This is a genomic window from Bacillus sp. DE0042, from assembly GCF_007680225.1.
GTDB classification, from domain to species: Bacteria; Bacillota; Bacilli; order Bacillales; family Bacillaceae_G; genus Bacillus_A; species Bacillus_A wiedmannii.
In genome coordinates, this window is record NZ_VEJP01000004.1 from 129,066 (window position 1) to 151,749 (window position 22,684).

The window sequence follows — 22,684 nt, forward strand, 5'->3', positions numbered from 1 at the left end:
TGGTTTTGTCTCTGGTTTTGTTTCTGGTTTTGTCTCTGGTTTTGTCTCTGGTTTTGTTTCTGGTTTTGTCTCTGGTTTTGTCTCTGGTTTTGTCTCTGGTTTTGTTTCTGGTTTTGTCTCTGGTTTTGTTTCTGGTTTTGTCTCTGGTTTTGTCTCTGGTTTTGTTTCTGGTTTTGTCTCTGGTTTGTTCACACTTTTAATTCCATTGTATAGAAACTGTGCATATTGCTCACGTGTTACAACTCTTTTTGGCTCGAATAAGTTACTTCCTGTACCAGCAGCAATTTTACTTTCCTGCAATGCACTGATTGCCTTCGTAGCCCAATAATTCTTGTCAACATCCTTGAAAGTTGTGACAGTTGTTGCTTTTAATTGAAATGCTTGTGTTAGAACAGCTGCCAATTGTTCACGATTAAGGACCTCATTTGGTCCAAACTTTCCATTACCATATCCGCTCATAATCCCTGCATTTGTGATTGCTAAGATTTCCTTTTCGAACATAGTACCTTTTATATCCGTAAATGGATTTTGAAATTTAGCATCTACATCTACTGGTTTCAAGTATACATAAAGCAATCTAGCAACTTGACCACGTGTAATACTATCACCGAAACCATATATGCCATTTCCATAACCAGCTACGATATTTTTCTCTTTTAGATCCATAATTGCTTTATATGACCAATGATCAGTAGGAACATCTTTAAAAGTTGTATCTGCCTGTACATTTGTTAAAGACGTTAAAGTTGTTGCTGCAAGTACTGCACCTGTTAAAATCATTTTTTTCATTTTCATGCTATTTCCCCTTCTTCTCCTAATTATTTTTGCGAACAAAAATATACTTTATTTTCCAATATAAACATAATAACATAAATACATTATATTTATATATAATTATTTACTGTTATTAGTGATAAAAAAACTAATTCCTTCCAGAATGCTATAAACTCACTAAAAAACTCTTCTTGCCTATAGGAGAGTTTTTACTACTATGTGACTCATACATCAAGAGTATTATCAATTTTATCACCTATAAATTAAACCTCATTAATACAAATATTGAGTTGAAATAAAGTATAATCAAAAATGTTCCACAAACCCATATGAAAAATAAGAAGACTCCATTTTGAAAAAAGGTTAATCAAAATGGAGTCTTGAGTTAGAAATTTGAATTTAGTTTATATATTTTTTCTACCTAAAACATCGTATTATTATTAGCTGCCTCATTTGGAATCTCTTGAATTACATCCCAGTGTTCGACGATTTTTCCATCCTTTATGCGGAAAATATCCACTATAGCAACTCCCTTATCTTGAGAATTAGTACGAGAATGTACATGAAGAGCAACTGTATCTCCTTCAGCTATTACACGTTTAATCTCTGCAGAGGAATTTGGATTTTTTACAAAGTCCTCCTTAAAGAAATCCATGAAGGCTTTTCGTCCATCAGCAACAAAAGGATTATGTTGCTTATAATCTTCACTTACATATTTAGGGATAATATCGATATTATGTTTGTTAAAAACTTCATTATAGAAATCAACTACCATCTTTTTATTCTTTTCTTTTTCTGTCACATTATCTTTCGATACTGGTGCAACATTCTCGCTCTTTGTTGAATGACCTTTGGTATTACCAGTTGAAGCTTGAAATATCAAAGTCGACACAATTCCTAAAATAAACACAGAAATAATTATTACTATTAAATTTTTCTCTATTTTCATATATACCTACCTCTTCTAATTTTATGATTCATATTCGATAACACACTCGATAAAGGATAAACCTTACCCAGAATGTGATGTAAGAGATATTGTTAGGAAAATCCATCTTTCCTAACAATACTCCCTATACTAGGCATGTCAGAAACTAGTAACTCTAACTTAATACCTCATTAACAGTTGCACTATCCACAATTTGAATAAACTTTTTAACCTTATCGTTCTCATCAAACTCATAAAGATGACAAAAATCTGCTATGAATGATTTCCCTGTTACTTTATATGTTCCACTATATTTTCCATACACAATAACAGTATTGTTATTAAAAGCATAAATTTCATCTTTAGCGCTATAGTTATCCCATTCAGTTCCAAGACGTTCATGTACATTTTTCACTACTTCATCAGGACCTATATAAGTGCCCGCATATGGAAAGCCAGCAGCTTCTGTCCAAGATACCTTTTCACTTAAATACGTTTTGAAAGCATCCATTTTTCCTTCACCAGTTAACACATATGTTTCATGTAATAGTTTTTGATATCTATTCATAGCATTAACCCCAAGGCATTTCTTTTGTTACAACTTTTGCACTTAATTCTAATACACCTTTATTAGCATAGCCTGGATATGCTGTTTCAAGTTTTGCTACAAAATCTTTTGAAGTTTTACTTTCCTCAGAAGCCTGAATTGCAGTTCTTAAATAATCCATAGTTGCAGTAATCGCTTGATTATCTAAGGATTTTTCAATTGATCCATGGCTCGGTACAATTACGTCCGCATTTAAAGCCTGTAATACTTTCAAGTTCTCAATCCATGCCTCCATTGCTGCTTTTGAACTAGTATCTGCTAAGAATAGATGGATTTCGTTAAATACATCTATTCCCCCAATTAATAATTTCAGTTCTCTGTTAAATAAGCTAGTTCTGTAATGATCTAAGCCTACTAGTTCAAATGTAAGTCCCTGAAAATCAATAGATTTTTCCTTAAACACTTGTGGTAATACCACATTACTTGGTGCATTTTCTCCAAGTGCATCTTTCCAAACTTTCAATTTCCCTAATACAGAATGAACAATATGTTCAACCGTAGACTCTGTAGCATACGCTATAGCATCTGGGTAAGCAGCTTTAATACTTTCTAACCCAAAATAGTAATCAGGATCCCCATGGATAATAAAGATTTTATCTAGAGATAAGTTATTGTTTTTCAAATAATCCACAATTTCTTTCGAATCAGATTGAGTAAATTTTGAGTTTATTAAAAATGCATGTCCTGCTTTCTCAACTAAAGTTGCAGTGACCATAAAACTTTTTTCGTCTGAACTAAACACCGTCAATTTTACATCTTTTTGATTTATATCAATTGTTTTAAACATAGAATGTTATTCTCCTTTTGTTTAAGTTATTAATTAGTTACCATATTTTTGTCTTATTCCGACAGAAGCTCCCTTTTCAATTCACCTGAAAGTGTAATAGCACCAGCAAATATTCGGGAAATGTATGTCAGTTGGCGTAAGCTAACATGTTTACTACTAAAGCCTAAACTTTCTTAGTATAAATTTTTAAAACGTGCTTCAATTTTATCTGGCGTCATTACCCCACCACCAATAGGAATAATTTGATTATCTTTTTGTAAAAGTAATGAAGGATAGCTATTAACCCCAAGCTGTCGAACCTTATTGAAATCATTTTGGACATCTACAATTGTTTCTTGCGCATTTAAACGCTCTAATACTTGTTCAGGGTCCAAACCATGCTCAATTGCAATCTTACGATATGTCTCAGGATCACTTAGGCTTTGTCCATCATAATAAAACGCTTTTTGCATAGCAGACGTGAATTCTAACAAACGGTCTGGTGCTAATGAGCGTAAAGCTGAAAAGCCAATTGCAGCATCTTTTGAATTCATTTTAAAAGTACCTTCTTCCACCAATTTTTGATAGGAAGGACCAAATTCTGCGCCTGTAAGTTGATTAATTCTTTTATTTCCCTCTTCTATATATGAGAAATTTTTTATTGGTAGATCATCTAAAAATAACCCCCCACATAAAACTGTTAACGGCATTTCAGTGTGGTCTTTGTAAAATCCTTTAATATTTTCTGAAAAACCATAGCACCATCCACAATATGCGTCCCATACATATATAAGGTTATCTTGTTTTTTCTCCATTTAAATCTCCTACCTTTATTTTTATTAGCTAGTTCAGCTATCACTTAAAAATTCTTAGCTAGCTTTTTGGTTTGTAAAAATGCATCTTTTTTAGCAACCTTATTATTTTCCCCAAAAACTAATCCTTCCAAAAAAAAATCACTAAAATTATTTATAAAAGATAACACTGCACATTTTGGCTCTAAAGCAGAAAATACTACCGTTAAGAATATGCATAGTTGTTAATATAGTAGTAATTTTCTGCACTGAACGACAACGTATAGACCGCTATCCTTAATTACATATATAAATCTTTTTTCTTAAAAAAGGAAGTTGTTGTAACTGAATAAGTTACACCTTATGTAACCATATTAGTTACAACGTATTCGAAAGTCAATTCTTTTTTACAAAAAACATTAAATTTCTACTTTGACGTTTCCACAACTATGGAATTAAAGTAAATTCCCTTTACCCTAAATGTCCATTATTTCAGGTGATGATTTCCAAAAACATCTTCTTATTTTTTTAAATGGAACAAACTTGCTACTTAGATGGTCTATTAATTATACATATAAAACAGGTGTTTATAATAAGAGTGATGCAAGAAGAGTGTTACCCTATACACTCTTTAATTGTATTGATATTTAGAACACCTAGACAAAAACCATATATTTTTGAAAGAGGTTGAAAATTTATGATAGTCTTAAACAAATTTTATAACATGTTACCTTACAAAAAGATTGTACCTGTATTATTTCTTTCATGCGCAACGCTTATAGGCTGTTCCAATAGTAATACTCAATCTGAACCGCCTAAACAAACCAAACAAGAAAATACAGTTAATCACTCTTTTTCTAAGCTTGAAAAAGAATTTGATGTTAAACTCGGTATTTATGCCTTGGACACTGATACGAATCAAACTGTTACTTATCAATCAGATGAACGGTTTGCATACGCTTCTACCCACAAAGCTCTAGCCGTGGGAGTACTTTTACAAAAGAAATCGATAGAAGATCTAAATCAAAGAATTTTGTATACTCGTGAAGATCTTGTTAATTACAATCCAATTACAGAAAAGTATGTTGATACAGGTATGACTCTGAAAGAGCTTGCAGATGCTTCCCTTCGATATAGTGATAATACGGCACAAAATCTTATTCTTAAACAATTAGGTGGGCCTAGTGAATTCAAAAAATCACTGAGAGAAATAGGAGATACCGTTACAAACCCTGAACATTTTGAACCAGAATTAAACGAAGTGCACCCAGGAGACACTCATGATACTAGTACCCCAAAGGCATTAGCTTCTAGTCTGCAGGCTTTCGCGCTAGGAGATGTACTTTCAACTGAGAAACGGAGCTTATTAATAGATTGGATGAAAAGAAATACTACGGGAGACAACTTAATTCGTGCTGGAGTTCCAAGAGGATGGGAAGTAGCTGATAAGACTGGCTCGGGATCTTATGGAACCAGAAATGATATCGCAATTATTTGGCCACCAAATAAAAAGCCAATTGTTCTTGCGATACTTTCTAATCATGATAAAGAGGATGCTAAATACGATGATAAGCTTATTGCAGAAGCAACCAAAATAGTGTTAGATGCTTTAAAAACTCCAAATAAACAATAATAGTAGTAAGTCATCAGAATTTTTCTATTTTCCGTCACAATACTGTGACGGTCTTTTTATGTATTTTACAAGGAATATACCATTATCACTACAAATTCACCTCCATTTCGAACATAACTTTTAGTTTTTCCTTTTATTAGTATCCACGAGGTTTCCATATTTAGAAATCTCTCACTTAACATTCCTACAGCCTATAAGAAGTAAAGTAGTTTAATTCTCAAGCATGGATTGTGGAACAACTTTTTTTCCTACTACTTTAAATTCAATTTCCCCTTTTTCTCCATACATTAGTTCTATAATTGGAATAGTTACCATTAATTTTTCCTTCTTTTTTCTTTCTGTCTCTAAATCAATTATTTTCATGTCACAATCCCCTTTATTTATTATAAACAAGGAGAAAGCACTCATTTGAGTGCTTTCTCCTTGTTTATAAGTGGACCTTGTAGGACTCGAACCTACGACCGAACGGTTATGAGCCGTTTGCTCTAACCAGCTGAGCTAAAGGTCCAAAGCATAAAATTTACTTCATAAGACGTATTCACATATATCATTTTACCATATAATGTATTAATTTACTTTACATTTTATTTAATATGCATATTTACATCATGTTAAAAGTGTTTATATTCTATACTCCTTATCCTTTGTATTTATTACTATCTTTTAATACCTTTACAGGGGTTTGGTTAACAGTAAAAAAATCGATATATCACTCATATTAAAAATAATATAATTACAACAATTAATTGTTTATATTATCAAATACCCTTATACTATATTGTTTAATATCAGAAATAGTAACTAAATTATATGCCTGTTTCATTGTATTAAAACAATTATCTATCTCCTCTTTTTCCATGATAGGTTTACCAGAATTATTATCTTCTAATTCTAGATCAGCTACTGCCCATGGTAAGTTAAATAGAATCATTTTTTCTAAACTCTTCCCACTATAACAGCCTAAAGTATTAACTACATAATCTAATAGTTCCTTTTCTATTTGAGTTAACTGATTTGTACTATCATAATTGACTTCAAGATTGTCGTACTGATATCCTTTGTATTTATCAAAAATAACTCGATATACCGGGCCGTGACTTCCTATTTCACAATCATCTTCAAATAAATATGTTCCAGTAAACACCCTACAAAATCCTTGTGCATAGTATAAAAGCTTTTGAAGAGCTAAAGGAGTAATATCATCATTTTTATATAGCAAATAATTAGCAACTGCCTCAATTTTCGTAGTCTGTGTAGAAGTAAAATTCTCATTTTCCTGCAGCTTTACAATCGCTTCTTTAGAAACCCTATATGCTTTTTGAGTAATTAAACCTTTATTTCTTTCCAGAATATCTAGCATAAAAGATTGATCCCTACTTAATCTTTTCAATATATCCGAGTACTGCTTTGTCGGAATATCCCCATTTACATACCTTGTTAAGGTAACTTCACCCCAACCTAAAAGTAAAGACAATGGACGTTTTCCAATCTTATATTTCTCTAAAACCTCTTTTATTTCAGAGATAGTAACTAACTGCTCCTGTTGCCTATATACATGATCTAATTGTTCTAAATTATAATCATGAATGTCAGGAACAAATATTTCAGATTTACACTCTTCACATTTTGCTTCTTTACCCACGTAATGATATTGCTTCCCTCTAATGACTGTCATTTTTGGAACATCTTTAGTAGAATACTTCACCATTTCTCGACAACACTCACATAAAACCAACATAAAAATCCTCCCTCATTATAGAACCATAAGTCACTTAACTTTATCTAAAAAGATAAGTGACTGGTTTATTCCCTTTATGAAAAGAAACAACAATCATGTATTTGTTCCTGTCCTTATTTTCAATTAGATTCGTCTTAACATATATGTCTACCGACTTATTTTGTCCCCAATTATCTAGCTCATATTGTGGACAGAAGATATACAATTTTTCATAAGCAAAATTTGGATTTTCATTTCAACTGCATAACAAAAATCATGTACTCCTATATTAAGAAGAATCTCTTTCACTTTACTAACATTAATCTTATAAGCCTCTAAAAATTCAATATTCTCTTTCCTTTTTTCATTTCGAGAAATCGTAAATCGATTATTTTTAATTAATTTTTTAAACTCAAATATGTACTGCTCAACCTCACCAATTGTAAAATTAGTGTGCTTTTTTGTCTCCTTATTTTGTAAGCTAATGCGCATTCAAGTTCTTTCCCCTTTCAAATCATACATCATATTTACTAGAACAACAACAAAAAACGTATCAATTGATACGTTTTTGTTAATTTACAGTAGACTTCCATTCTCTCCGCTTATAATTAGAACGTTTATGTCGTCTACGAAACTTCTATATGATTGTTTTGCTGTAATTTAATTCGTAAATCGATTACGTATCTACTCTAGAATCACATCTTCATTAAACTTCTGATGAATAAAATCTTTATTTAACATAAAGCATGTTTCTCTTGTATCATCAAAAAATCTCTCATAGCCCCCTGTACCACTTCCTTTTGTTGAAACAACCAATTTAAGCCCCTTTCCTAAATCATGTGAAGCTTTTGGAAGTTTACGAATGTCCCCTGTTTCAATTGTCTCCTTTATCATGTTATAAGTTTTCTCAAACTCATCCACTTCTTCAGGAGTAAATGTAACCGTGAACTACCCGCCACTTAACGTCCTAATGGACTGTTTGAAGTGGGGGCTTCTCGGTTAGTCGTTACTTTTGATAGCTAACGAATTCGTCCTAAGACAACCGAGCTAACTCCCTCGTTCCAAGGGTTATTTTATTGCTATCTATGTTAACGCTAATAGGCGTATTGCTTCATTTTTGATATTGATAGCTGCGTTATAATCTCTATCGAGATTTACACCACATATACAAGAATATACTCGCTCAGACAATGACATATTTTTTACATTTCCACAACTGCAACATGTTTTTGTGGAAGGAAACCATTTGTCTATTTTCACAAGTTGTTTGCCTTGTTCGTGTAATTTATAAGCTAAAAAAGAAGTGAACATACCCCAACCATTGTCAGCGACACTTTTTCCAAAATGAAGTGCTTGCGACATTCCTTTCATATTTAGATCTTCAATAGCTACAACATCAAAATGAATAGCTAACTCTTTAGACTTATGATGAAGGAAGTTCTTACGTTGGTTCGCTACTTTTTCATGTAACTTAGCTACACGGATACGTTGTTTATTCCAACGAATAGAACCTTTTATTCTTCTTGATAATACTCGTTGTGCCTTTGCTAATCGGTCTAACAATTCACGATAGAACTTAGGATAATTGGCTCTCTCATCCTCAGAACTGACGTATAATCGATCCATCGCAAAGTCTAATCCAACAACTGTTTCTATTTCTTTTTGTACAATCTCTTTTTCGTATTCAGTCAAGATAGACACATAGTATTTACCAGTAGGTGTCATAGAAATCGTACATGACTTGATTACATGGTCTTGTGGTATTTCTCTATGCTGTTTGATACGTACCATTTTCAGTTTTGGCAATTTGATATGACCGTTAAGCAACATAATATTTCCGTTCACTACATTCGTTGTATAAGACTTTCTGTCTTTTTTGCTTTTGAATGTTGGGAAGTCATTTTGACCACTAAAGAAATTCTTATAGGCAGTTTGCAAGTTTAGTTGAGCATTTACCAAGGCTAATGAATCAACTTCTTTTAACCACTCAAATTCTGCTTTGTATTTCGCAGGAGTGGGAAGCTTTTGTTTTTTTAGTTGTTCCTTATCATCTTTGTGTTTTTCATATACTTTTTTCCGTTCGGCTAACATTCTGTTATACACGAAACGTACACAACCGAAGGTTTTACGCATAAGATGTGCTTGGTCTTCTGTTGGATACAAACGGAATTTATATGCTTTATTATGCTTTGTCATATCATTTCACCTCACTTTCCCCCTTGATTTTCAATATATTTTTTTACTACGTCTATTGATGAACCACCAGTAGTTAGTAAGCAAAAACTTCTTGACCAAAACATCTCTTTCCATAGTTTCTTTCTCACTTGTGGAAAGTCTCTCTTGATAAGTCGAGAGCTTGCACTTTTATAAGCATTGATGAATTTTGTCATTTCTGTATTAGGGTGTGCCTTGAACAAAATATGAACATGATCTATATCATGATTCCATTCAACTAATGTGATGTTATAGCTTTCAGATAGTCGAACAAACATATCTTTTGCATAGTCTGACATATCATTATCAAATACATTTCTTCTGTATTTCACGACCAATACAAGGTTATAATACAACGAGAATACTAAATATTTTCCAGGAAGACTCTTCCCAAGAAATTTCAAAATCTGCAAGTTGCAAAGTTCTGAACGTTGCTTTTTCTATAGGACTGTTGTCTTCTCGAATTGATATATTTTTAATTTAAAAATTAGATTTACTGAATACCTCATGCTTCTCTGGTAATTCCTTATCTGCACCTACTATCCTATTAGATACTATTTTACTAATACTGTTAGGTATTTTTTTGCTGGATTACGCTTCTCAAAAAGATTTAATATATCTAATTGATTCATCCCCTTATACGGTTTTAGTTGATTCCAAATGTATCCTTCAGGTGTTACAAATACATTAGATTTTTCACCTCTGTCCGTTCTTTCTACATGGCTTCTCAAAACACCACGAAAGAAAGAGTTTTTTAATGAGAATGCTCTTGTAGGTGCAAAGATTTCTGAATTAGGCTGTTCTGCTTTTTGTCCTTTCTGTCCTTTTGTGGCTGCCCCTAAAATAACGGTATCACCCTCGGACAATTTGTGAGCAAATCCTTCTAGCACTTTTTGCTTTATTGTATAAAAATCATTTCGGATTATTGCTTCATCTTGCGACATATCATAGAGTTGAAAATCTTGAATTATAAAATCTCCATATGGAACACCTTTCATATATTCGTACCAAATAATGAGCAACTTTTTGTTCTTAGAAACAACTTTGCTAAACTCATATTCTTCATGAATAATATTTTTATAGTTAATCATGCTTAAAGAAATTCTTTCCTTTGCCGACCATAATCCATTTCGAAGTTTATTAAAACCAGAAACTTTCAACTCAATTCCTAATTCCCCAAAGTCTGCCTCAGGACAATTATTTAATTCATAATCGTAAAATCCCGTCTCAACAACCTTACCCAATATTCCTTTATCGTTACTATTTCCTTGTAAGATTCCTTTTGTATCAATTTCTTTAAAACTCTTCCCAATAATTCCTTCAGTAAATGCTAATAGTTCTTCCTCTGTTTTAAATTTCATACTCATCCCCACCTATCTTTCATTAATATTTAATTGCAAAAACTGTACAATGAACTATTCATACATTAACATTGAAAAAACTATATCCCTCTCCTAATCTCCTTATATATAAATAATTTACTCGTAATTGTTCTCCCCTTATATAAATTTCCTTTTTTACTCTGTTATTGTATACAGAAATACATTTTCATACTTGTTTCAACCAAAACAAAAAGGGCTTTCTCAAGTCGATTAATTGTGCACAGCAAAATAAGCTATTTACACTAATCGGCTCAAAGAAGCCCTTTTAAAATTAAAGTAAGAACACAACTTACTTCTACAACTCAACCACAACACATAAGGTGTGGGAATAAACGGAATCAAGTAAACTAATAATATACCTATATATTACAAAAAAAGTATATCCATATCAAGATATTTTCAAAAACTATAATACTACTACTTTTCTATTCATTTAATTTTATTACATTCCTTTTTGACTTTTCATTTACTTAAATTCCTGTATATGTCACATCAAAATTTTTTTACTATATTTGTATTTATAGATTCGTTGCTCACGTTCATGAATTGATTATTTTTTAGATTCCCTATAAATATTTCAAGGAAATCATAATAATCTTTGGAGAAATTATTGTTTTTGTAAAGATTCAATTTCTCATCAAATCTCTCTCTGTCACCTAAAGGGAAAAATAAACAAATACCAGTAGCTTTTTTCCAAGGGCTTTTCACATTATAAACTACAGCCTGATCAACTGCACTCATAATTCTTCTTGAATAAAATGGATACTGAGAATACATTTGTTTTGCCAAATCTCCCAAGTCTACCATTTCTGAATCCTCTGGGCCATCCATTTTTCCGTACTCCTCTACATTACGTCTTGCAGTAAGGATAGATTGAAATTTATCATCATTTAATACATCTACTTTCAATAATCTTGCTATATCATCAAAAGCTTTTTTAATAGGTTTTACCTTAGACAAATCTATCACAGACATAGCTACATCATCTTCTTCTTCATTTTCTATGGCTTGCTTATAAAAACCATCTGCTATGATTCTTCCCAACTCTGCTCCATTCATATTTGGTTTATTTAATAATTTTTCAAATGTATATATATAATTTAAACCATGACCTGGAACCATATCTTCTGAACCAACAACATAATTAGCATACTGATTTATATAACTAAGAGTTTCTAGATTTGTAACTAAACAAGCATCAAATGCTACAATCTCTAATTTTTTTCTTGTTTTTTCATAAGTTTCTTTAAGCGTTTTTTCAAGTTCAGGCAATGTAAGTGGATCCAATCCAAATCGTTCATCATGACCATATCCATATACAGATCCCGATCCATGCCCCCATAAAATCACAGCATATTTTTCTGCTGGATACTTTTCCATACCCCAAATCATAAAATCGCTAAGTGTAGATGATTCTCCCATATTCTTAAGTCCAACATCCTCAATGAATTGTAGGGAATCTTTTTGAATTATCCATCTTTGATTAGTTTCTGGATTAATCGCAGGTGTATGCCATTTTTTTGCTCCACCTGTTTCCATAACTATATTAACTTCTTCTGAAGAGCCTATCTTCAGCATCTCTTTTAAATCTTCAGAAGCTAGCTCAAAATCACTCTCTAAACTAGAACCATCCAAATAAACCATCACAGTATATTTTGCTTTATTTACATTATTTGTATCCGCTGAAACATTTATTACATTATTCTCTACTAAACTACAAAACCCTATTAAAAATATTATGATTAATATTATCCTATACGTTTTTTTCATCTTTAAATCCCCTTTTACTTGTAAATTGATTTATAAGTAGATTTTACATAAAACAATGTATAGAGTTATAGTCGACAAAATGAATGGTCACATTAAAATATTAGCTGTATTTCTTAGCTTGAATAGAATACAGCTCTGCATACTTTCCATCTTTAATTATTAATTCTTCATGGGTTCCTTGTTCTGCTACATGTCCTTTATCCAAATAAATGATATGGTTTGCTAATTTTGCAGTACTTAACCTATGCGTTACAATAATAACAGTCTTATTATCCGCCAAATTTGATAAAACTCTTAATATTTCATCTTCAGCGTATGGATCAAGTGCTGAAGTTGGTTCATCAAATATTAAGATTTCCGCTTCTTTATCACGCATAAATGCTCTTCCAATTGCAATTCTTTGCCATTGTCCACCTGATAATTCTTGTCCACCAAATAATTTCCCCAATTGAGTGTCATATCCATCTGTCAAAGTAGGAAGCAATTCCTTCACATTGCTTTTATCACTTGCTAGTTGAATCTCATGAATATTATTAATATTTTTCACATCACCAAGGCCTATATTTTCCTTTAGTAACATTTCGTACCTTACAAAATCCTGTAAAACTGCAGTACACTTTTTTTTGTATTCAGTTGAATCATAATCGTTTAAGTTTTTATTATTATAGTAAATCGAACCTTGGCTCGGATTATATAGTCTTAATAATAATTTAATAAGCGTCGTTTTTCCTGCTCCATTTTCGCCAACTAATGCAGTAATTTTCCCTTGAGGTATGTGCAATTTCTTTATACTTAGAGAACTTTCTTCTGAATTTTGATATGAAAAATCCACTTGCGATAAATAGAAACCCGAATCCTTCTCCTGACTCTCTACTAAAGATGAATTTACTGTCTTAGGATTAGGAAGTTGAATAAAATTCAGTAAGTTCCTTAAATGTCTTCCTTCCCTAGCCCCTATAGCAATTAATGCAAAATACTCATTAACGCCTTCACATAATTGGATGGTCATACCTAAAAATAAAACTACACTTCCAATTGATACTTCATTATTAATCGCACTATAAATAATAAAAATTATGCTGAAGGAAATTACACATGATTGTATTAGCCCCCAAAGCAGACTATGAACAGCTAATTTTCTTTGATCTTTACTTAAAGTTGCTGACAGCTTTTGTACCGTCTTAACATATTTCTCTTTAAAAAAAGGTGTTAAGTGAAATAATTTTACCTCTTGCGCTAATTGTGGTAGCAAAGGAACTGACGTATAATATTCAGCTCTCCTCCTTAATTCCATTAATTCTGGCCTACCTTCAAATGTTGCTTGATTTAAATTTACCTCCTTAATAAGTTTTGGAATAGAAACTACTAAAAGAAGAAATGGATACCACGGTAAGAGAGAAAATAGTAATGCAACACTAGCTATAATCTTTACAGTGCCTCCAAATGATTTCATGATTAAATCAATCCACATTGTAATCCAATACTCATTATTTCTAAAAGACCTTATTTTATTGTAAAGTTCCTTATCTTCAAAAAATTCAAGGCTCTCCAATGTATTAGCTTTTTTCATAATTAATACATCGATATACATCTGTAGTTTCGCTACTAACAACCTTTTTTTCACTTCAAAAAAAGGATTAAACAAATCTGCAGTGATTGTGAGAATAATAAATGTAATGATTATCCAAAACGTGAAATTCGAATTTAATAATGCTGCAGGGTCTTTTGATAAATCATCAATTACCTTAGTACTTAACCAAATAAGCAATGGCTGAATAATTGATTCCAGTATTTTAATGAACATAATGTAGGTAAATCCCACTTTATCAGCTTTCCATAGCATCTTTAAAGAAGCCAATGTTTCCCTTGTAAATTTATAAGCATAATATACCTTATTGAGACTTTTCATTTTTCACAGTCCCCTCTAAAGAAAAACTAGATGCTTGCATTAAATACATTTTTGCATATTCTCCTTGCTTAGCCATTAATGCTTCATGTGAACCTTGTTCAATAACCTCTCCATCCTTAATTACAATAATGGAATCCACCATTTTTACAGTACTAAAACGATGCGAGATCAATAATACTGTTTTTTGTCTCGTTAATAAATAAAATTGATTGTACAATTGCTCTTCTGATTTAATATCTAAAGCGGCTGTAGGTTCATCCATTATTAGGGTAGAAGCGTTTCTAAAAAACGCCCTAGCTAATGCTATTTTTTGCCATTGTCCACCTGAAAACTCTATGCCATTCCATTCATTTCCTACCATTGTTTTATAGGAATCTGTATAACTATTAATTTTCTCGTGTATACCAACACGTTTAGCTATTTCTTGAATTTGTTTCTTATTTTCTATACTTTCATAATCACCAATTCCAATGTTCTCATCTATTGCTAAACCATATTTTCCAAATGATTGAAAGATGGCAGAAATATGTTTACGAAGATGCTGAATATCTATTTCTTTTATGTTTATATTATTAATTAGAATTTCCCCTTCATTGGGATCATAAAATCGACAAAGTAATTTTACAATTGTACTTTTCCCTTCACCATTCATTCCTACAATGGCTGTACTTTGCCTTGCATTCAGTCTAAAACTAAGATTTCTTAGAATTTTATGTTCATTATTAGTTGGATAACTAAAGCTTACATTTTTAAATTCAATATTCATTTCATGCAAATCTACAAATTTTGAATTTGTAGAGATTTGTACATCCGGCTTTAATTTAACAAAATCATGAAAATCTCCCCCCATTCTCCAAAGCTCAAGTGTTTCAACAAATTCATTGGAAACATTTCTTAATAATACATTTAATTGAAATAAGGCAGTTAAATATAAAGCGATATCTCCTATTGTTAAAGAAGCATTACTTATTTTATAAGTTATCCACAAATACCCTAATCCAGCTACTCCCCCAGATAATAAACCAGTTAAGGTAATTGGAATTAAAGATTTTGTTTGAATTTTTTTATATGCTGAAAATACTACATCAAATGTTTCTTTATATTGCTTCAAAAAAAATTCACCCAAATTAAACAATCTAACTTCCTGTACGGTATTTTTTATTAATAAATTATCCCTATAATAGGACATCTTTCTTCGATTTGATGCAAATTCATTTTCATATACCCATTCCATTGCAGTAAATTTATTTGCATATATGACATAAGGAATAGCGCTTACAATTAATATCACTGCTAAAAGAGGAGAAAGCGTACCAACTACTATGATGATACTAATTAAAGAAATTCCTCCTGTTATTACACTGCCCGTTGATTCAACTATTTGCATAGGTAACCAACTAGTACTGTCTCTTAAAGTCTCAAGTTTATCCCTATATTTCGTTTCTTCAAAAAAACGCATACCTGGCATTTTTTCTATAGCTTCTAAAAGTGTCGTATTAATTGTTAACATAGATTTTTCACCTAATAACTTTTGAATCCAACTGGTAATTGATACAGAGAAAATTCCTATAACAAAAGTTGAACAATATACAATTCCCCAAATAAACACGTATGTATCACCAGGATTTGCATTTTTAATTCCATTCAGAATCTCCCTTGTAGCAAATAACTGTATAGCAACAATTAAACCCTCAGCACTAAGTAAAACTAACAAAATTATGACCAAAATCGGACTAGATTTCCATATTATTTTCCCTAAAAAAAAAGCTATGCTCATCGTATTTTTAAAGTTGAGCATACGCTCTTTACAAAAATTAAACATTGCTCTCCTCTACTTTCAATAGAATGTTGCTTGTCTTAATTCTGAAGAAAAAATACACTTTCCTATATTACGAGGATTCACTGGTTTACTTCTTTCTAAAATATAATCTCTTCCCTTTTCAACTTCTTGTAACCAAATTTCTAACTCTAAAACAGAACGTAAATATTGAAAACTCATCCCTAAATCATTATTTGGATCATTAGATCTTATTAACATTGCAATTAAGTGGTCCCTATATTTCTCCTTATCAATAATCCCTAATTCCACTACAAAATTCTTTTTATCTTTTGAGAACAATTGTAAAATATTATGTTTTTCATTTAATAAACATTTTCTAGCCATGTGTGCATAAGTCGTTTTTATTTTTCTATTCAATAAATAATCTGGTAAAACATCGTTAAACGCTTTTCTCATCAATTGTTTAGACCCTTTATAATATCCATTTTTATGCCCTTCTAGTAAATCATAATGTTCTTCAGGTGGAACGCAAAAACTAAGTTCAATCATTTTTTTATCATAAAACGGGTACATATAATCTGTTGCTACCCTAGTTGTATCTAAACATCTTGCCCTTGGATATAAGTAATCATAGTGATATCGGTGTCCCCAAAGTTTAAAATCCTTACTTTTTTTATACTGCTCATACTCTCTTTGATTACCTTTATTTTCACGTTCAATATGTTCTGGGGTAAAAAATGGCATATTTGCTTCCACTTTTTCAGCCCAAACGGTCTTATAGTATAACCTCTCGTTTAAACCTGGAATAAATGGTGCAATTCCATAAGTAAATGTTTTATCTAAGAATCCTCCTACCTTTTTATCAGACCAATTCCATAATTTAGATACTGCTTCTTTAAACTTTTTCTGTCTAAGTAAAGAATCAATGACTAATTCCTCTCCACTCGCTACATAATCTCCACCATCGCCAGATATGGAACGATTGGCACCAACTTCAATAGAGATTGCTGCTACAACTTCATCATACAAAGGATTCCCTCGTGGATCAGGTCCATCTATATACCACATCGGATCTCTTCCTATTTCTGCATTTAAAATCTTGTTAATATCATCCCCCATAATAATGGCATGTTCAATGTTTAAGTCTTGTAATAACTTAGTTACAAGTTCTTTATCATGACTAAATGACATATCGTTAGATTCAAAAGATAGATTAACTCCAAAAATAGAGGAGCTTGAGCCATTGGCAATTGCAGCTCCTAAAATATTTCCTGAATCTAAGCCTCCACTTACATCTAAAATTGTCTTTTTATCTGATATACGAAGTTGAACAACATCAAGCATTGTCTGTCTGAACTCATCCACATAATCCGTAATATTCGTATGTTTTACTTTATTAAGTAGATTATTTAGTCCCCAATACGAACGAATACTTAATTTATCATTTTTATTCCATTGTAAAATTGAGGCTGGTGGTAATCGATAAATACCTTTAAAAAATGTTTCATTGCTATATTCCGCTTCACTAATTGCAAATTGTGTAGTTGGATAATTTAAGCATGCGTTGTAATTAACTGTAAAAGGAATTTCATAATTTAATAGCAACGTTCTTAAATCATTTGATGCACAAAAGAAATCGTCATTTGGATGTTTATAATAATAGATTGGCCTCGTCGCATAAATGTCATTAGCTATTACAAGATTATCCATATTTCGATCAACATATGTAATTGTGAAATCCCCATTAGCATTTTGTAATTGATAATCTATATTTGATGTTAAACCCTTATACAGATTTTCCCTAGCTTTTGATGTTAAACTTTCAACATAAGAATGCTTTAAGGAATCACTTAGTACACCATTCATAATTAATGGAGTAGCTAAAAAGGAAATTTGCTCATTGGTCTTTTTATGAGAATTTTTATAAGAGAAATCAACTTCACTTAAAAAAAATCCCTCTCTATCAAAATTAAGTTGGTTACTTATCTTCATTGAACTTAACCAATTTCTTAAATTCTTGCTCCATTGTTTTTTTATAGTATTATTTTCTCCCCACATAGCTATCCACATTCTCATTTTCCGTAACCCACCTTTCAACTCCATCTCTCATTTTAAATATATGCATTACTTGTAATTTCCCAAGATGATTTTGAGGATCAATAACTTCCCCATTCTCCAACTCAACCCAAGCATGAGAATGTAACTTTTCATCTATTTTTTTAAATCCAATTTTTAATTTTGCATCAATTCCATTTGAATATAGGACAATTTGATTTGTTAAAGAAATAGATACACATGAGGCGATTAAAGCGTCTTGTTCATCCATTTCATATAAATATTTACTAAATGTTATCAGTTCTTTTATATTTATCGGCATTGCTTTTCTCCTTTTAGCACTTTCATACATTGGAAAGAACTGAATGGAGACTTTATTAAACACAACATCAAATGAATCCTCAATTAACAATCCTCTTACCAAATTATGTAAAGCGACAAAATATTCTTTAGAGTTATTCATATTTATCAACAACCATTATTAATTTATAATTAATTAAATCCATTACACTTTCATCCACTAATTTTTGTATCTCCTCTTTAGAATTATCGAATTTAGATAAAAATTCTTCTACAATTGATTTTTTTTCAAATAAATTCTGATTAAAATTATCCCAAATTTCTTTATGAGCACCCTCTAGGCCATAGTATTCACCTTCACTAATATGCAACACAATTGTCTCTTCCTCATTAGCAATAGAAGTGACAGTATTAGAATTCTTTTTTAACAGCATAATTGTCTCCTCCTTCATTTTTTAAGAAGAATAGTAGAACTAGATTTCTACTATTCTTCTTAGATAGTTCATAAATCAAGTTTTCTATTTTACAATTTTTAACGCCTACGGACTCCTTTAGCTCTAGTGCCATCACCTGGCTTCTTTGTCTTAGCTAAGGTTACCGCCATAAACGATCCGTATCCCTTTACTTTCCCTACTTCTAATTTTTTCATTTTTCTTCCCTCCTATCCTCTTTATTTAAGAACGTTTATAGTCCTTTGCGAATTCCTTTTGTTCTTGTTCCGTCACCTGGTTTGTTTTTCTTTGCTAATGTTACTGCCATAAATAATCCATATGCCTTTACTTTCCCTGCTTCTAATTTTTTCATTTTTCTTCTCTCCCTCCTTTCTATGGAATTAAGTTGAAGTTTATACACAAGAAATTAGAATGTAAACTACTCAAGAAACTACTTTTTTTTACATTTAACATCAAAATTCTACAAATGGATGTATTTATATCCAAAAAACAACATTTTATCAACACATATAAACAAAAAAATGTATTTTTATTAATTATCTGAATTATTTGTTTACTATTGATAAAAATGTAAATATTTTCTAAACAAGGTCTCTTTAATCTATTTTTTCAACTTTATATACTTTTATGTAAATATAAGTAATTTATGTAATTCCACCCCTAAATCATAAGGTGTAAGTGCACTTATTCCTCTGCAAGTAATTTGAATATTCTGTTAAATATTTCTAAATAATGACTTTCAACCTTTATTTTCTTATAAATAAAAATAGAATCACTATAGTAGCGAAATGCTATTATTATAGTGATCCTATCTTTATTTATACTTTCATTATATTGATTAACTATTAGATAACAGAAAAAATTCTTTTTCAAATCCTGTATTCTCCCAAAAATTCAATGCCAATTTATTAGCTAAGTCAACATAGACATGAATCAAAGAGACATTTTCTTGATTCAACCAATTGCTTATATTTCCAACTAAATTTTGCGCAATTTGCTGTCTTCTATATTCTGATTTCACATAAACTTCCTCTATTTGACCATATAACATATCTGTAACCAAATCTTGCTTTATTGAGCCAATTCCATAACCAATTAGATTATTAGTTTCATCAGTTCCTACAAAAACCGCACCATATCTTGATTGAATCAATTCCACTAATTGCTCTTCAATCCCTTTTTTATGACTTTCCTCTAATTCACAATCTGCAGTTTCTATTGCGTTTAGATTCCATAATTCTATTATTTTTTTAATACTCTCTCGATTGTCTATTTTTTTATCTAGTTTTTTAATACTAATTTCCATTTTAAAACCTCCTTTGTAAGTTTCTACTAATATAGTGTAATAAATTGTATCTGGCAAGTTAAACCAAGTTGATAAAATATAATCTTAATGTTAAATAATATGTAAAAAAGTTATTCTTCTTCTTCTAGAGTTCATTATATTTTTTATTTTTTCCAAATGCTTTTTCTACGGGATATTTTTCGGCATTCTTTATAAGCTTAGAGTGTACTGCCTCTTCTAAATTTATATTTAATTGATCACTTAACAGAAGCAAGTAAATCATTACATCAGCTATTTCTTCTTTCATTTCCTCCATTTTAGTCTCCGTCGCTTCTTGACTGGATTTCCATTGAAAAGTCTCAAGCAATTCCGCAGCTTCTATATTCAATGAAATGGCTAAATCCTTTGCATTATGAAATTGTCCCCAATTTCTCTCATCTCGAAATTTTATTACTGCCTTTTGTAAATCTTCCATCACTATTAGTCTCCTCTCTATTTCTTACTATCTTTTCAAACTAGAACACACTATAGGTAGATTCCCTACTAATTAACCTTAACCCAGATATAATCATGCTCATATTTGACATTTAATTTTGAGCGGAGCCCTTTCATATATGTTTTTAATTGTTTTGTAAAATTCTCATCCCCGACTTGATCATATCTTTCTACATCTAAATACATCTTAAATATATTTCCTTTCGATAACTCAAATTCCCATTTTAGAAAGTTATGTAGCATACTTTCCTTACTCAAGTATTCATTAACTTCCATATATCCCAGCAGCTCATATAAATTATAATACAATAAGCTACTCGGCCTAGGCATTTCACATTTCGGGCAATATTCTCTATATCTATCTTGCAGTTGCGTAATTATTTCTGTTCCACATTGATTACAATTATACATGTAACAATCTCCTTTAATTGATAACTCAATTGGTCTCTCCTATATTTTTTACTCTCCTAAAATTATATATTATACTATCAGGTTTTTACATATTATTCCCATCCTACTTAAATTAAGCACTAAAAAACCTTCCATTAAGGAAGGTTTTTTAGTCTATATATCTATTTGACAGTAACCTAATAATTAATATTGTTTTAAGAAAGTTTCTCATAGCTTATTAATCAAAATGAAAGCTATCATCCTATTATTAATCTATAGATTCAAATTCAGAGAATAAGCAATTAAATAAAGTGACCTTATTACAAGAAATATATTCTGTTTCTGTACCTTCTAATGTAGTATTTAATAACTCTTTAGAGATATAACTAAAACCTTTTTTATCCATAAACATTTTAGTCTCTTTTAGAAGTTCAACGTATTGTCCACTATCACTTATATTATTGAATTTCCATTCGTCTGTTTCTTTGATATAGCTAGTTTCTTCTAACATACAGTAATAATAATCTCCAAGTAAACTAATAAAGATCCTTAAATCCACTCTTTTTCCGCCTAATAATTTAATTAACTCAATATCATCATCTAAAATTTTCTGATTACTGTGAGCTAAAACCTTATACTCTAAACACTGGCTATTAGGTAAATCCGTCCAATTAACAACTGCATTATTAGAGTATAATTTTTGAAACTCGGTATACCAAATTTTATCTATATTATCTTCTTGACTATTTTGCTTTAAAGATAGTAACCTCTCATTTGGCTTTAAAATTTTTACTGATGATTTATTCGTAGGTCTTTCATAAGAAAAAAATGAATCTACTTTATTTAAAATATCACTTTTAGTAATTATACTCATTTTCTATTATCACCCTTGTTAAATCTCTTATCTGTTAGTAATTTTTTTGCCTTTTTCGCATCTTTATTTCCTTTTTTAGCTAAATCTTCAATCTCCTTCACAGTTTTATTTTTCATTGAGCCTGGAAATTCCTTATTAATAGCACCTTTTTTATATTTACCAATGACATCTTGTGCTTTCATTCCAGAAATACCAACAGCAGATCCAATTGTAACTAATTTACCTGCTTTCCATACCTTATGAACTACTTGTGCGCCTCTAGCACCCCAAATAATCACAGGAATGGCTAATGGGAATGCAAATCGTTCTACTTGATTAAATTCTGCCACTTCAATTTTACTATCTTCTACTGTTTCTACACTAATAACCGGTACATTATCTAATTCATGAGTCGCTGCTTGCGTACTCATAGAAAATGATGTAGTTAATAGAGAAAATGCTGAAATACCTAATAATGATTTTGCTAATATCCTTTTCATAACAACCTCCAAATATTCCTGTATTTACCTTACATGTAAATTTTACGATTTATTAGGAAGTAACTTCAAGTCTGTTTATTACT

The 22,684-nt window shown here is 30.9% G+C and carries 26 protein-coding genes and 1 tRNA gene; 1 reads left to right on the forward strand and 26 read right to left on the reverse strand.

Annotated elements, in window-relative coordinates; translation table 11 throughout:
- From FS802_RS17090 to FS802_RS17110, 5 genes are all read right to left on the reverse strand, one after another.
- Window positions 1–795, reverse strand: a 795-nt coding sequence (locus FS802_RS17090) for an S-layer homology domain-containing protein (RefSeq protein ID WP_186367220.1), incomplete at its 3' end; no start/stop codon positions are given.
- A 400-nt stretch (window positions 796–1,195) separates the two neighbouring features.
- On the reverse strand, window positions 1,196–1,723 hold the full coding sequence (locus FS802_RS17095) for a nuclear transport factor 2 family protein (protein WP_088113138.1): 528 nt from the start codon (window positions 1,721–1,723) through the stop codon (window positions 1,196–1,198).
- A 154-nt stretch (window positions 1,724–1,877) separates the two neighbouring features.
- Window positions 1,878–2,270, reverse strand: a complete 393-nt coding sequence (locus tag FS802_RS17100) for a nuclear transport factor 2 family protein (RefSeq protein ID WP_016089859.1) — start codon at window positions 2,268–2,270, stop codon at window positions 1,878–1,880.
- Window positions 2,271–2,274: 4 nt separating this feature from the next.
- Window positions 2,275–3,096, reverse strand: a complete 822-nt coding sequence (locus tag FS802_RS17105; protein ID WP_098654120.1) for an MBL fold metallo-hydrolase — start codon at window positions 3,094–3,096, stop codon at window positions 2,275–2,277.
- A 173-nt stretch (window positions 3,097–3,269) separates the two neighbouring features.
- Window positions 3,270–3,890, reverse strand: coding sequence for a DsbA family protein (locus tag FS802_RS17110; protein WP_016135761.1), 621 nt, complete (start codon window positions 3,888–3,890; stop codon window positions 3,270–3,272).
- Window positions 3,891–4,563: 673 nt separating this feature from the next.
- Between FS802_RS17110 and bla the strand changes: the two genes are divergently transcribed.
- On the forward strand, window positions 4,564–5,499 hold the full coding sequence (gene bla / locus FS802_RS17115) for a class A beta-lactamase (RefSeq protein WP_144525237.1): 936 nt from the start codon (window positions 4,564–4,566) through the stop codon (window positions 5,497–5,499).
- Between the two features lie 210 nt (window positions 5,500–5,709).
- On the opposite strand, the gene FS802_RS31145 is transcribed toward bla, so the two are convergent.
- The 21 genes from FS802_RS31145 to FS802_RS17205 form a co-directional block, all read right to left on the reverse strand.
- On the reverse strand, window positions 5,710–5,862 hold the full coding sequence (locus tag FS802_RS31145) for a hypothetical protein (protein ID WP_165613739.1): 153 nt from the start codon (window positions 5,860–5,862) through the stop codon (window positions 5,710–5,712).
- Between the two features lie 71 nt (window positions 5,863–5,933).
- Window positions 5,934–6,007 (reverse strand) — tRNA-Ile (locus tag FS802_RS17120).
- Window positions 6,008–6,241: 234 nt separating this feature from the next.
- On the reverse strand, window positions 6,242–7,237 hold the full coding sequence (locus FS802_RS17125) for a type II toxin-antitoxin system antitoxin SocA domain-containing protein (RefSeq protein WP_088107207.1): 996 nt from the start codon (window positions 7,235–7,237) through the stop codon (window positions 6,242–6,244).
- A gap of 174 nt (window positions 7,238–7,411) precedes the next feature.
- On the reverse strand, window positions 7,412–7,708 hold the full coding sequence (locus FS802_RS17130) for a hypothetical protein (protein ID WP_260989073.1): 297 nt from the start codon (window positions 7,706–7,708) through the stop codon (window positions 7,412–7,414).
- Between the two features lie 192 nt (window positions 7,709–7,900).
- Complete coding sequence (locus FS802_RS17135; protein WP_257150678.1) at window positions 7,901–8,110, reverse strand: hypothetical protein; 210 nt, start codon at window positions 8,108–8,110, stop codon at window positions 7,901–7,903.
- 189 nt (window positions 8,111–8,299) lie between these two features.
- Entirely contained in the window at window positions 8,300–9,412 is a 1,113-nt protein-coding gene (locus tag FS802_RS17140) for an RNA-guided endonuclease TnpB family protein (RefSeq protein ID WP_144525239.1), read from the reverse strand.
- Window positions 9,413–9,423: 11 nt separating this feature from the next.
- Window positions 9,424–9,834 carry an IS200/IS605 family transposase gene (gene tnpA / locus FS802_RS17145; protein ID WP_033659952.1) on the reverse strand — a complete coding sequence of 137 codons (411 nt, stop codon included), beginning with the start codon at window positions 9,832–9,834 and terminating at the stop codon, window positions 9,424–9,426.
- A gap of 150 nt (window positions 9,835–9,984) precedes the next feature.
- Window positions 9,985–10,791 carry a MutH/Sau3AI family endonuclease gene (locus FS802_RS17150; protein ID WP_260989074.1) on the reverse strand — a complete coding sequence of 269 codons (807 nt, stop codon included), beginning with the start codon at window positions 10,789–10,791 and terminating at the stop codon, window positions 9,985–9,987.
- Between the two features lie 513 nt (window positions 10,792–11,304).
- Window positions 11,305–12,582 (reverse strand): clostripain-related cysteine peptidase, encoded by a 1,278-nt coding sequence (locus FS802_RS17155; protein ID WP_144525241.1) that lies wholly within the window; start codon window positions 12,580–12,582, stop codon window positions 11,305–11,307.
- 100 nt (window positions 12,583–12,682) lie between these two features.
- Window positions 12,683–14,491 (reverse strand): ABC transporter ATP-binding protein, encoded by a 1,809-nt coding sequence (locus tag FS802_RS17160; RefSeq protein WP_144525243.1) that lies wholly within the window; start codon window positions 14,489–14,491, stop codon window positions 12,683–12,685.
- Window positions 14,475–16,313 (reverse strand): ABC transporter ATP-binding protein, encoded by a 1,839-nt coding sequence (locus FS802_RS17165; protein WP_144525245.1) that lies wholly within the window; start codon window positions 16,311–16,313, stop codon window positions 14,475–14,477. The genes FS802_RS17160 and FS802_RS17165 overlap by 17 nt, the downstream gene beginning before the upstream one ends.
- 15 nt (window positions 16,314–16,328) lie before the next feature.
- Window positions 16,329–18,347 carry an asparagine synthase-related protein gene (locus tag FS802_RS17170; protein ID WP_180230928.1) on the reverse strand — a complete coding sequence of 673 codons (2,019 nt, stop codon included), beginning with the start codon at window positions 18,345–18,347 and terminating at the stop codon, window positions 16,329–16,331.
- A complete protein-coding gene (locus tag FS802_RS17175; RefSeq protein WP_016135747.1) occupies window positions 18,313–18,789 on the reverse strand; it encodes a lasso peptide biosynthesis B2 protein in 477 nt (158 codons plus the stop codon). Before FS802_RS17175 ends, FS802_RS17170 begins: the two co-directional genes overlap by 35 nt.
- Complete coding sequence (locus FS802_RS17180) at window positions 18,782–19,060, reverse strand: PqqD family protein (protein ID WP_016135746.1); 279 nt, start codon at window positions 19,058–19,060, stop codon at window positions 18,782–18,784. The genes FS802_RS17175 and FS802_RS17180 overlap by 8 nt, the downstream gene beginning before the upstream one ends.
- Window positions 19,061–19,158: 98 nt before the next feature.
- Window positions 19,159–19,275 carry a lariocidin family lasso peptide gene (locus tag FS802_RS32065; RefSeq protein ID WP_423778875.1) on the reverse strand — a complete coding sequence of 39 codons (117 nt, stop codon included), beginning with the start codon at window positions 19,273–19,275 and terminating at the stop codon, window positions 19,159–19,161.
- 35 nt (window positions 19,276–19,310) lie between these two features.
- Window positions 19,311–19,430 carry a lariocidin family lasso peptide gene (locus FS802_RS32070; protein ID WP_435051948.1) on the reverse strand — a complete coding sequence of 40 codons (120 nt, stop codon included), beginning with the start codon at window positions 19,428–19,430 and terminating at the stop codon, window positions 19,311–19,313.
- Window positions 19,431–19,916: 486 nt separating this feature from the next.
- Window positions 19,917–20,384: a GNAT family N-acetyltransferase gene (locus tag FS802_RS17185; RefSeq protein ID WP_088113150.1), complete on the reverse strand. Its 468-nt coding sequence runs from the start codon at window positions 20,382–20,384 to the stop codon at window positions 19,917–19,919.
- A gap of 124 nt (window positions 20,385–20,508) precedes the next feature.
- The gene (locus tag FS802_RS17190) at window positions 20,509–20,838 is read right to left on the reverse strand and encodes a nucleotide pyrophosphohydrolase (RefSeq protein WP_088113151.1); all 330 of its coding nucleotides are present in this window, start codon (window positions 20,836–20,838) and stop codon (window positions 20,509–20,511) included.
- 68 nt (window positions 20,839–20,906) lie between these two features.
- Window positions 20,907–21,269: a hypothetical protein gene (locus tag FS802_RS17195; RefSeq protein ID WP_098800072.1), complete on the reverse strand. Its 363-nt coding sequence runs from the start codon at window positions 21,267–21,269 to the stop codon at window positions 20,907–20,909.
- A 247-nt stretch (window positions 21,270–21,516) separates the two neighbouring features.
- The gene (locus tag FS802_RS31615; protein ID WP_257150676.1) at window positions 21,517–22,122 is read right to left on the reverse strand and encodes a hypothetical protein; all 606 of its coding nucleotides are present in this window, start codon (window positions 22,120–22,122) and stop codon (window positions 21,517–21,519) included.
- Complete coding sequence (locus FS802_RS17205) at window positions 22,119–22,601, reverse strand: hypothetical protein (protein ID WP_098720730.1); 483 nt, start codon at window positions 22,599–22,601, stop codon at window positions 22,119–22,121. The genes FS802_RS31615 and FS802_RS17205 overlap by 4 nt, the downstream gene beginning before the upstream one ends.
- Window positions 22,602–22,684 lie beyond the last annotated feature (83 nt).

Bases quoted from the DNA above. Each gene is read 5' to 3' on its own strand.
- FS802_RS17095 (WP_088113138.1), bottom strand. From the start codon at position 1,723: ATGAAAATAGAGAAAAATTTAATAGTAATAATTATTTCTGTGTTTATT.
- FS802_RS17100 (WP_016089859.1), bottom strand. From the start codon at position 2,270: ATGAATAGATATCAAAAACTATTACATGAAACATATGTGTTAACTGGT.
- FS802_RS17105 (WP_098654120.1), bottom strand. From the start codon at position 3,096: ATGTTTAAAACAATTGATATAAATCAAAAAGATGTAAAATTGACGGTG.
- FS802_RS17110 (WP_016135761.1), bottom strand. From the start codon at position 3,890: ATGGAGAAAAAACAAGATAACCTTATATATGTATGGGACGCATATTGT.
- bla (WP_144525237.1), top strand. From the start codon at position 4,564: ATGATAGTCTTAAACAAATTTTATAACATGTTACCTTACAAAAAGATT.
- FS802_RS31145 (WP_165613739.1), bottom strand. From the start codon at position 5,862: ATGAAAATAATTGATTTAGAGACAGAAAGAAAAAAGAAGGAAAAATTA.
- FS802_RS17125 (WP_088107207.1), bottom strand. From the start codon at position 7,237: ATGTTGGTTTTATGTGAGTGTTGTCGAGAAATGGTGAAGTATTCTACT.
- FS802_RS17130 (WP_260989073.1), bottom strand. From the start codon at position 7,708: ATGCGCATTAGCTTACAAAATAAGGAGACAAAAAAGCACACTAATTTT.
- FS802_RS17135 (WP_257150678.1), bottom strand. From the start codon at position 8,110: ATGATAAAGGAGACAATTGAAACAGGGGACATTCGTAAACTTCCAAAA.
- FS802_RS17140 (WP_144525239.1), bottom strand. From the start codon at position 9,412: ATGACAAAGCATAATAAAGCATATAAATTCCGTTTGTATCCAACAGAA.
- FS802_RS17150 (WP_260989074.1), bottom strand. From the start codon at position 10,791: ATGAAATTTAAAACAGAGGAAGAACTATTAGCATTTACTGAAGGAATT.
- FS802_RS17155 (WP_144525241.1), bottom strand. From the start codon at position 12,582: ATGAAAAAAACGTATAGGATAATATTAATCATAATATTTTTAATAGGG.
- FS802_RS17160 (WP_144525243.1), bottom strand. From the start codon at position 14,491: ATGAAAAGTCTCAATAAGGTATATTATGCTTATAAATTTACAAGGGAA.
- FS802_RS17165 (WP_144525245.1), bottom strand. From the start codon at position 16,313: ATGTTTAATTTTTGTAAAGAGCGTATGCTCAACTTTAAAAATACGATG.
- FS802_RS17170 (WP_180230928.1), bottom strand. From the start codon at position 18,347: ATGAGAATGTGGATAGCTATGTGGGGAGAAAATAATACTATAAAAAAA.
- FS802_RS17175 (WP_016135747.1), bottom strand. From the start codon at position 18,789: ATGAATAACTCTAAAGAATATTTTGTCGCTTTACATAATTTGGTAAGA.
- FS802_RS17180 (WP_016135746.1), bottom strand. From the start codon at position 19,060: ATGCTGTTAAAAAAGAATTCTAATACTGTCACTTCTATTGCTAATGAG.
- FS802_RS32065 (WP_423778875.1), bottom strand. From the start codon at position 19,275: ATGAAAAAATTAGAAGTAGGGAAAGTAAAGGGATACGGATCGTTTATG.
- FS802_RS32070 (WP_435051948.1), bottom strand. From the start codon at position 19,430: ATGAAAAAATTAGAAGCAGGGAAAGTAAAGGCATATGGATTATTTATG.
- FS802_RS17185 (WP_088113150.1), bottom strand. From the start codon at position 20,384: ATGGAAATTAGTATTAAAAAACTAGATAAAAAAATAGACAATCGAGAG.
- FS802_RS17190 (WP_088113151.1), bottom strand. From the start codon at position 20,838: ATGGAAGATTTACAAAAGGCAGTAATAAAATTTCGAGATGAGAGAAAT.
- FS802_RS17195 (WP_098800072.1), bottom strand. From the start codon at position 21,269: ATGTATAATTGTAATCAATGTGGAACAGAAATAATTACGCAACTGCAA.
- FS802_RS31615 (WP_257150676.1), bottom strand. From the start codon at position 22,122: ATGAGTATAATTACTAAAAGTGATATTTTAAATAAAGTAGATTCATTT.
- FS802_RS17205 (WP_098720730.1), bottom strand. From the start codon at position 22,601: ATGAAAAGGATATTAGCAAAATCATTATTAGGTATTTCAGCATTTTCT.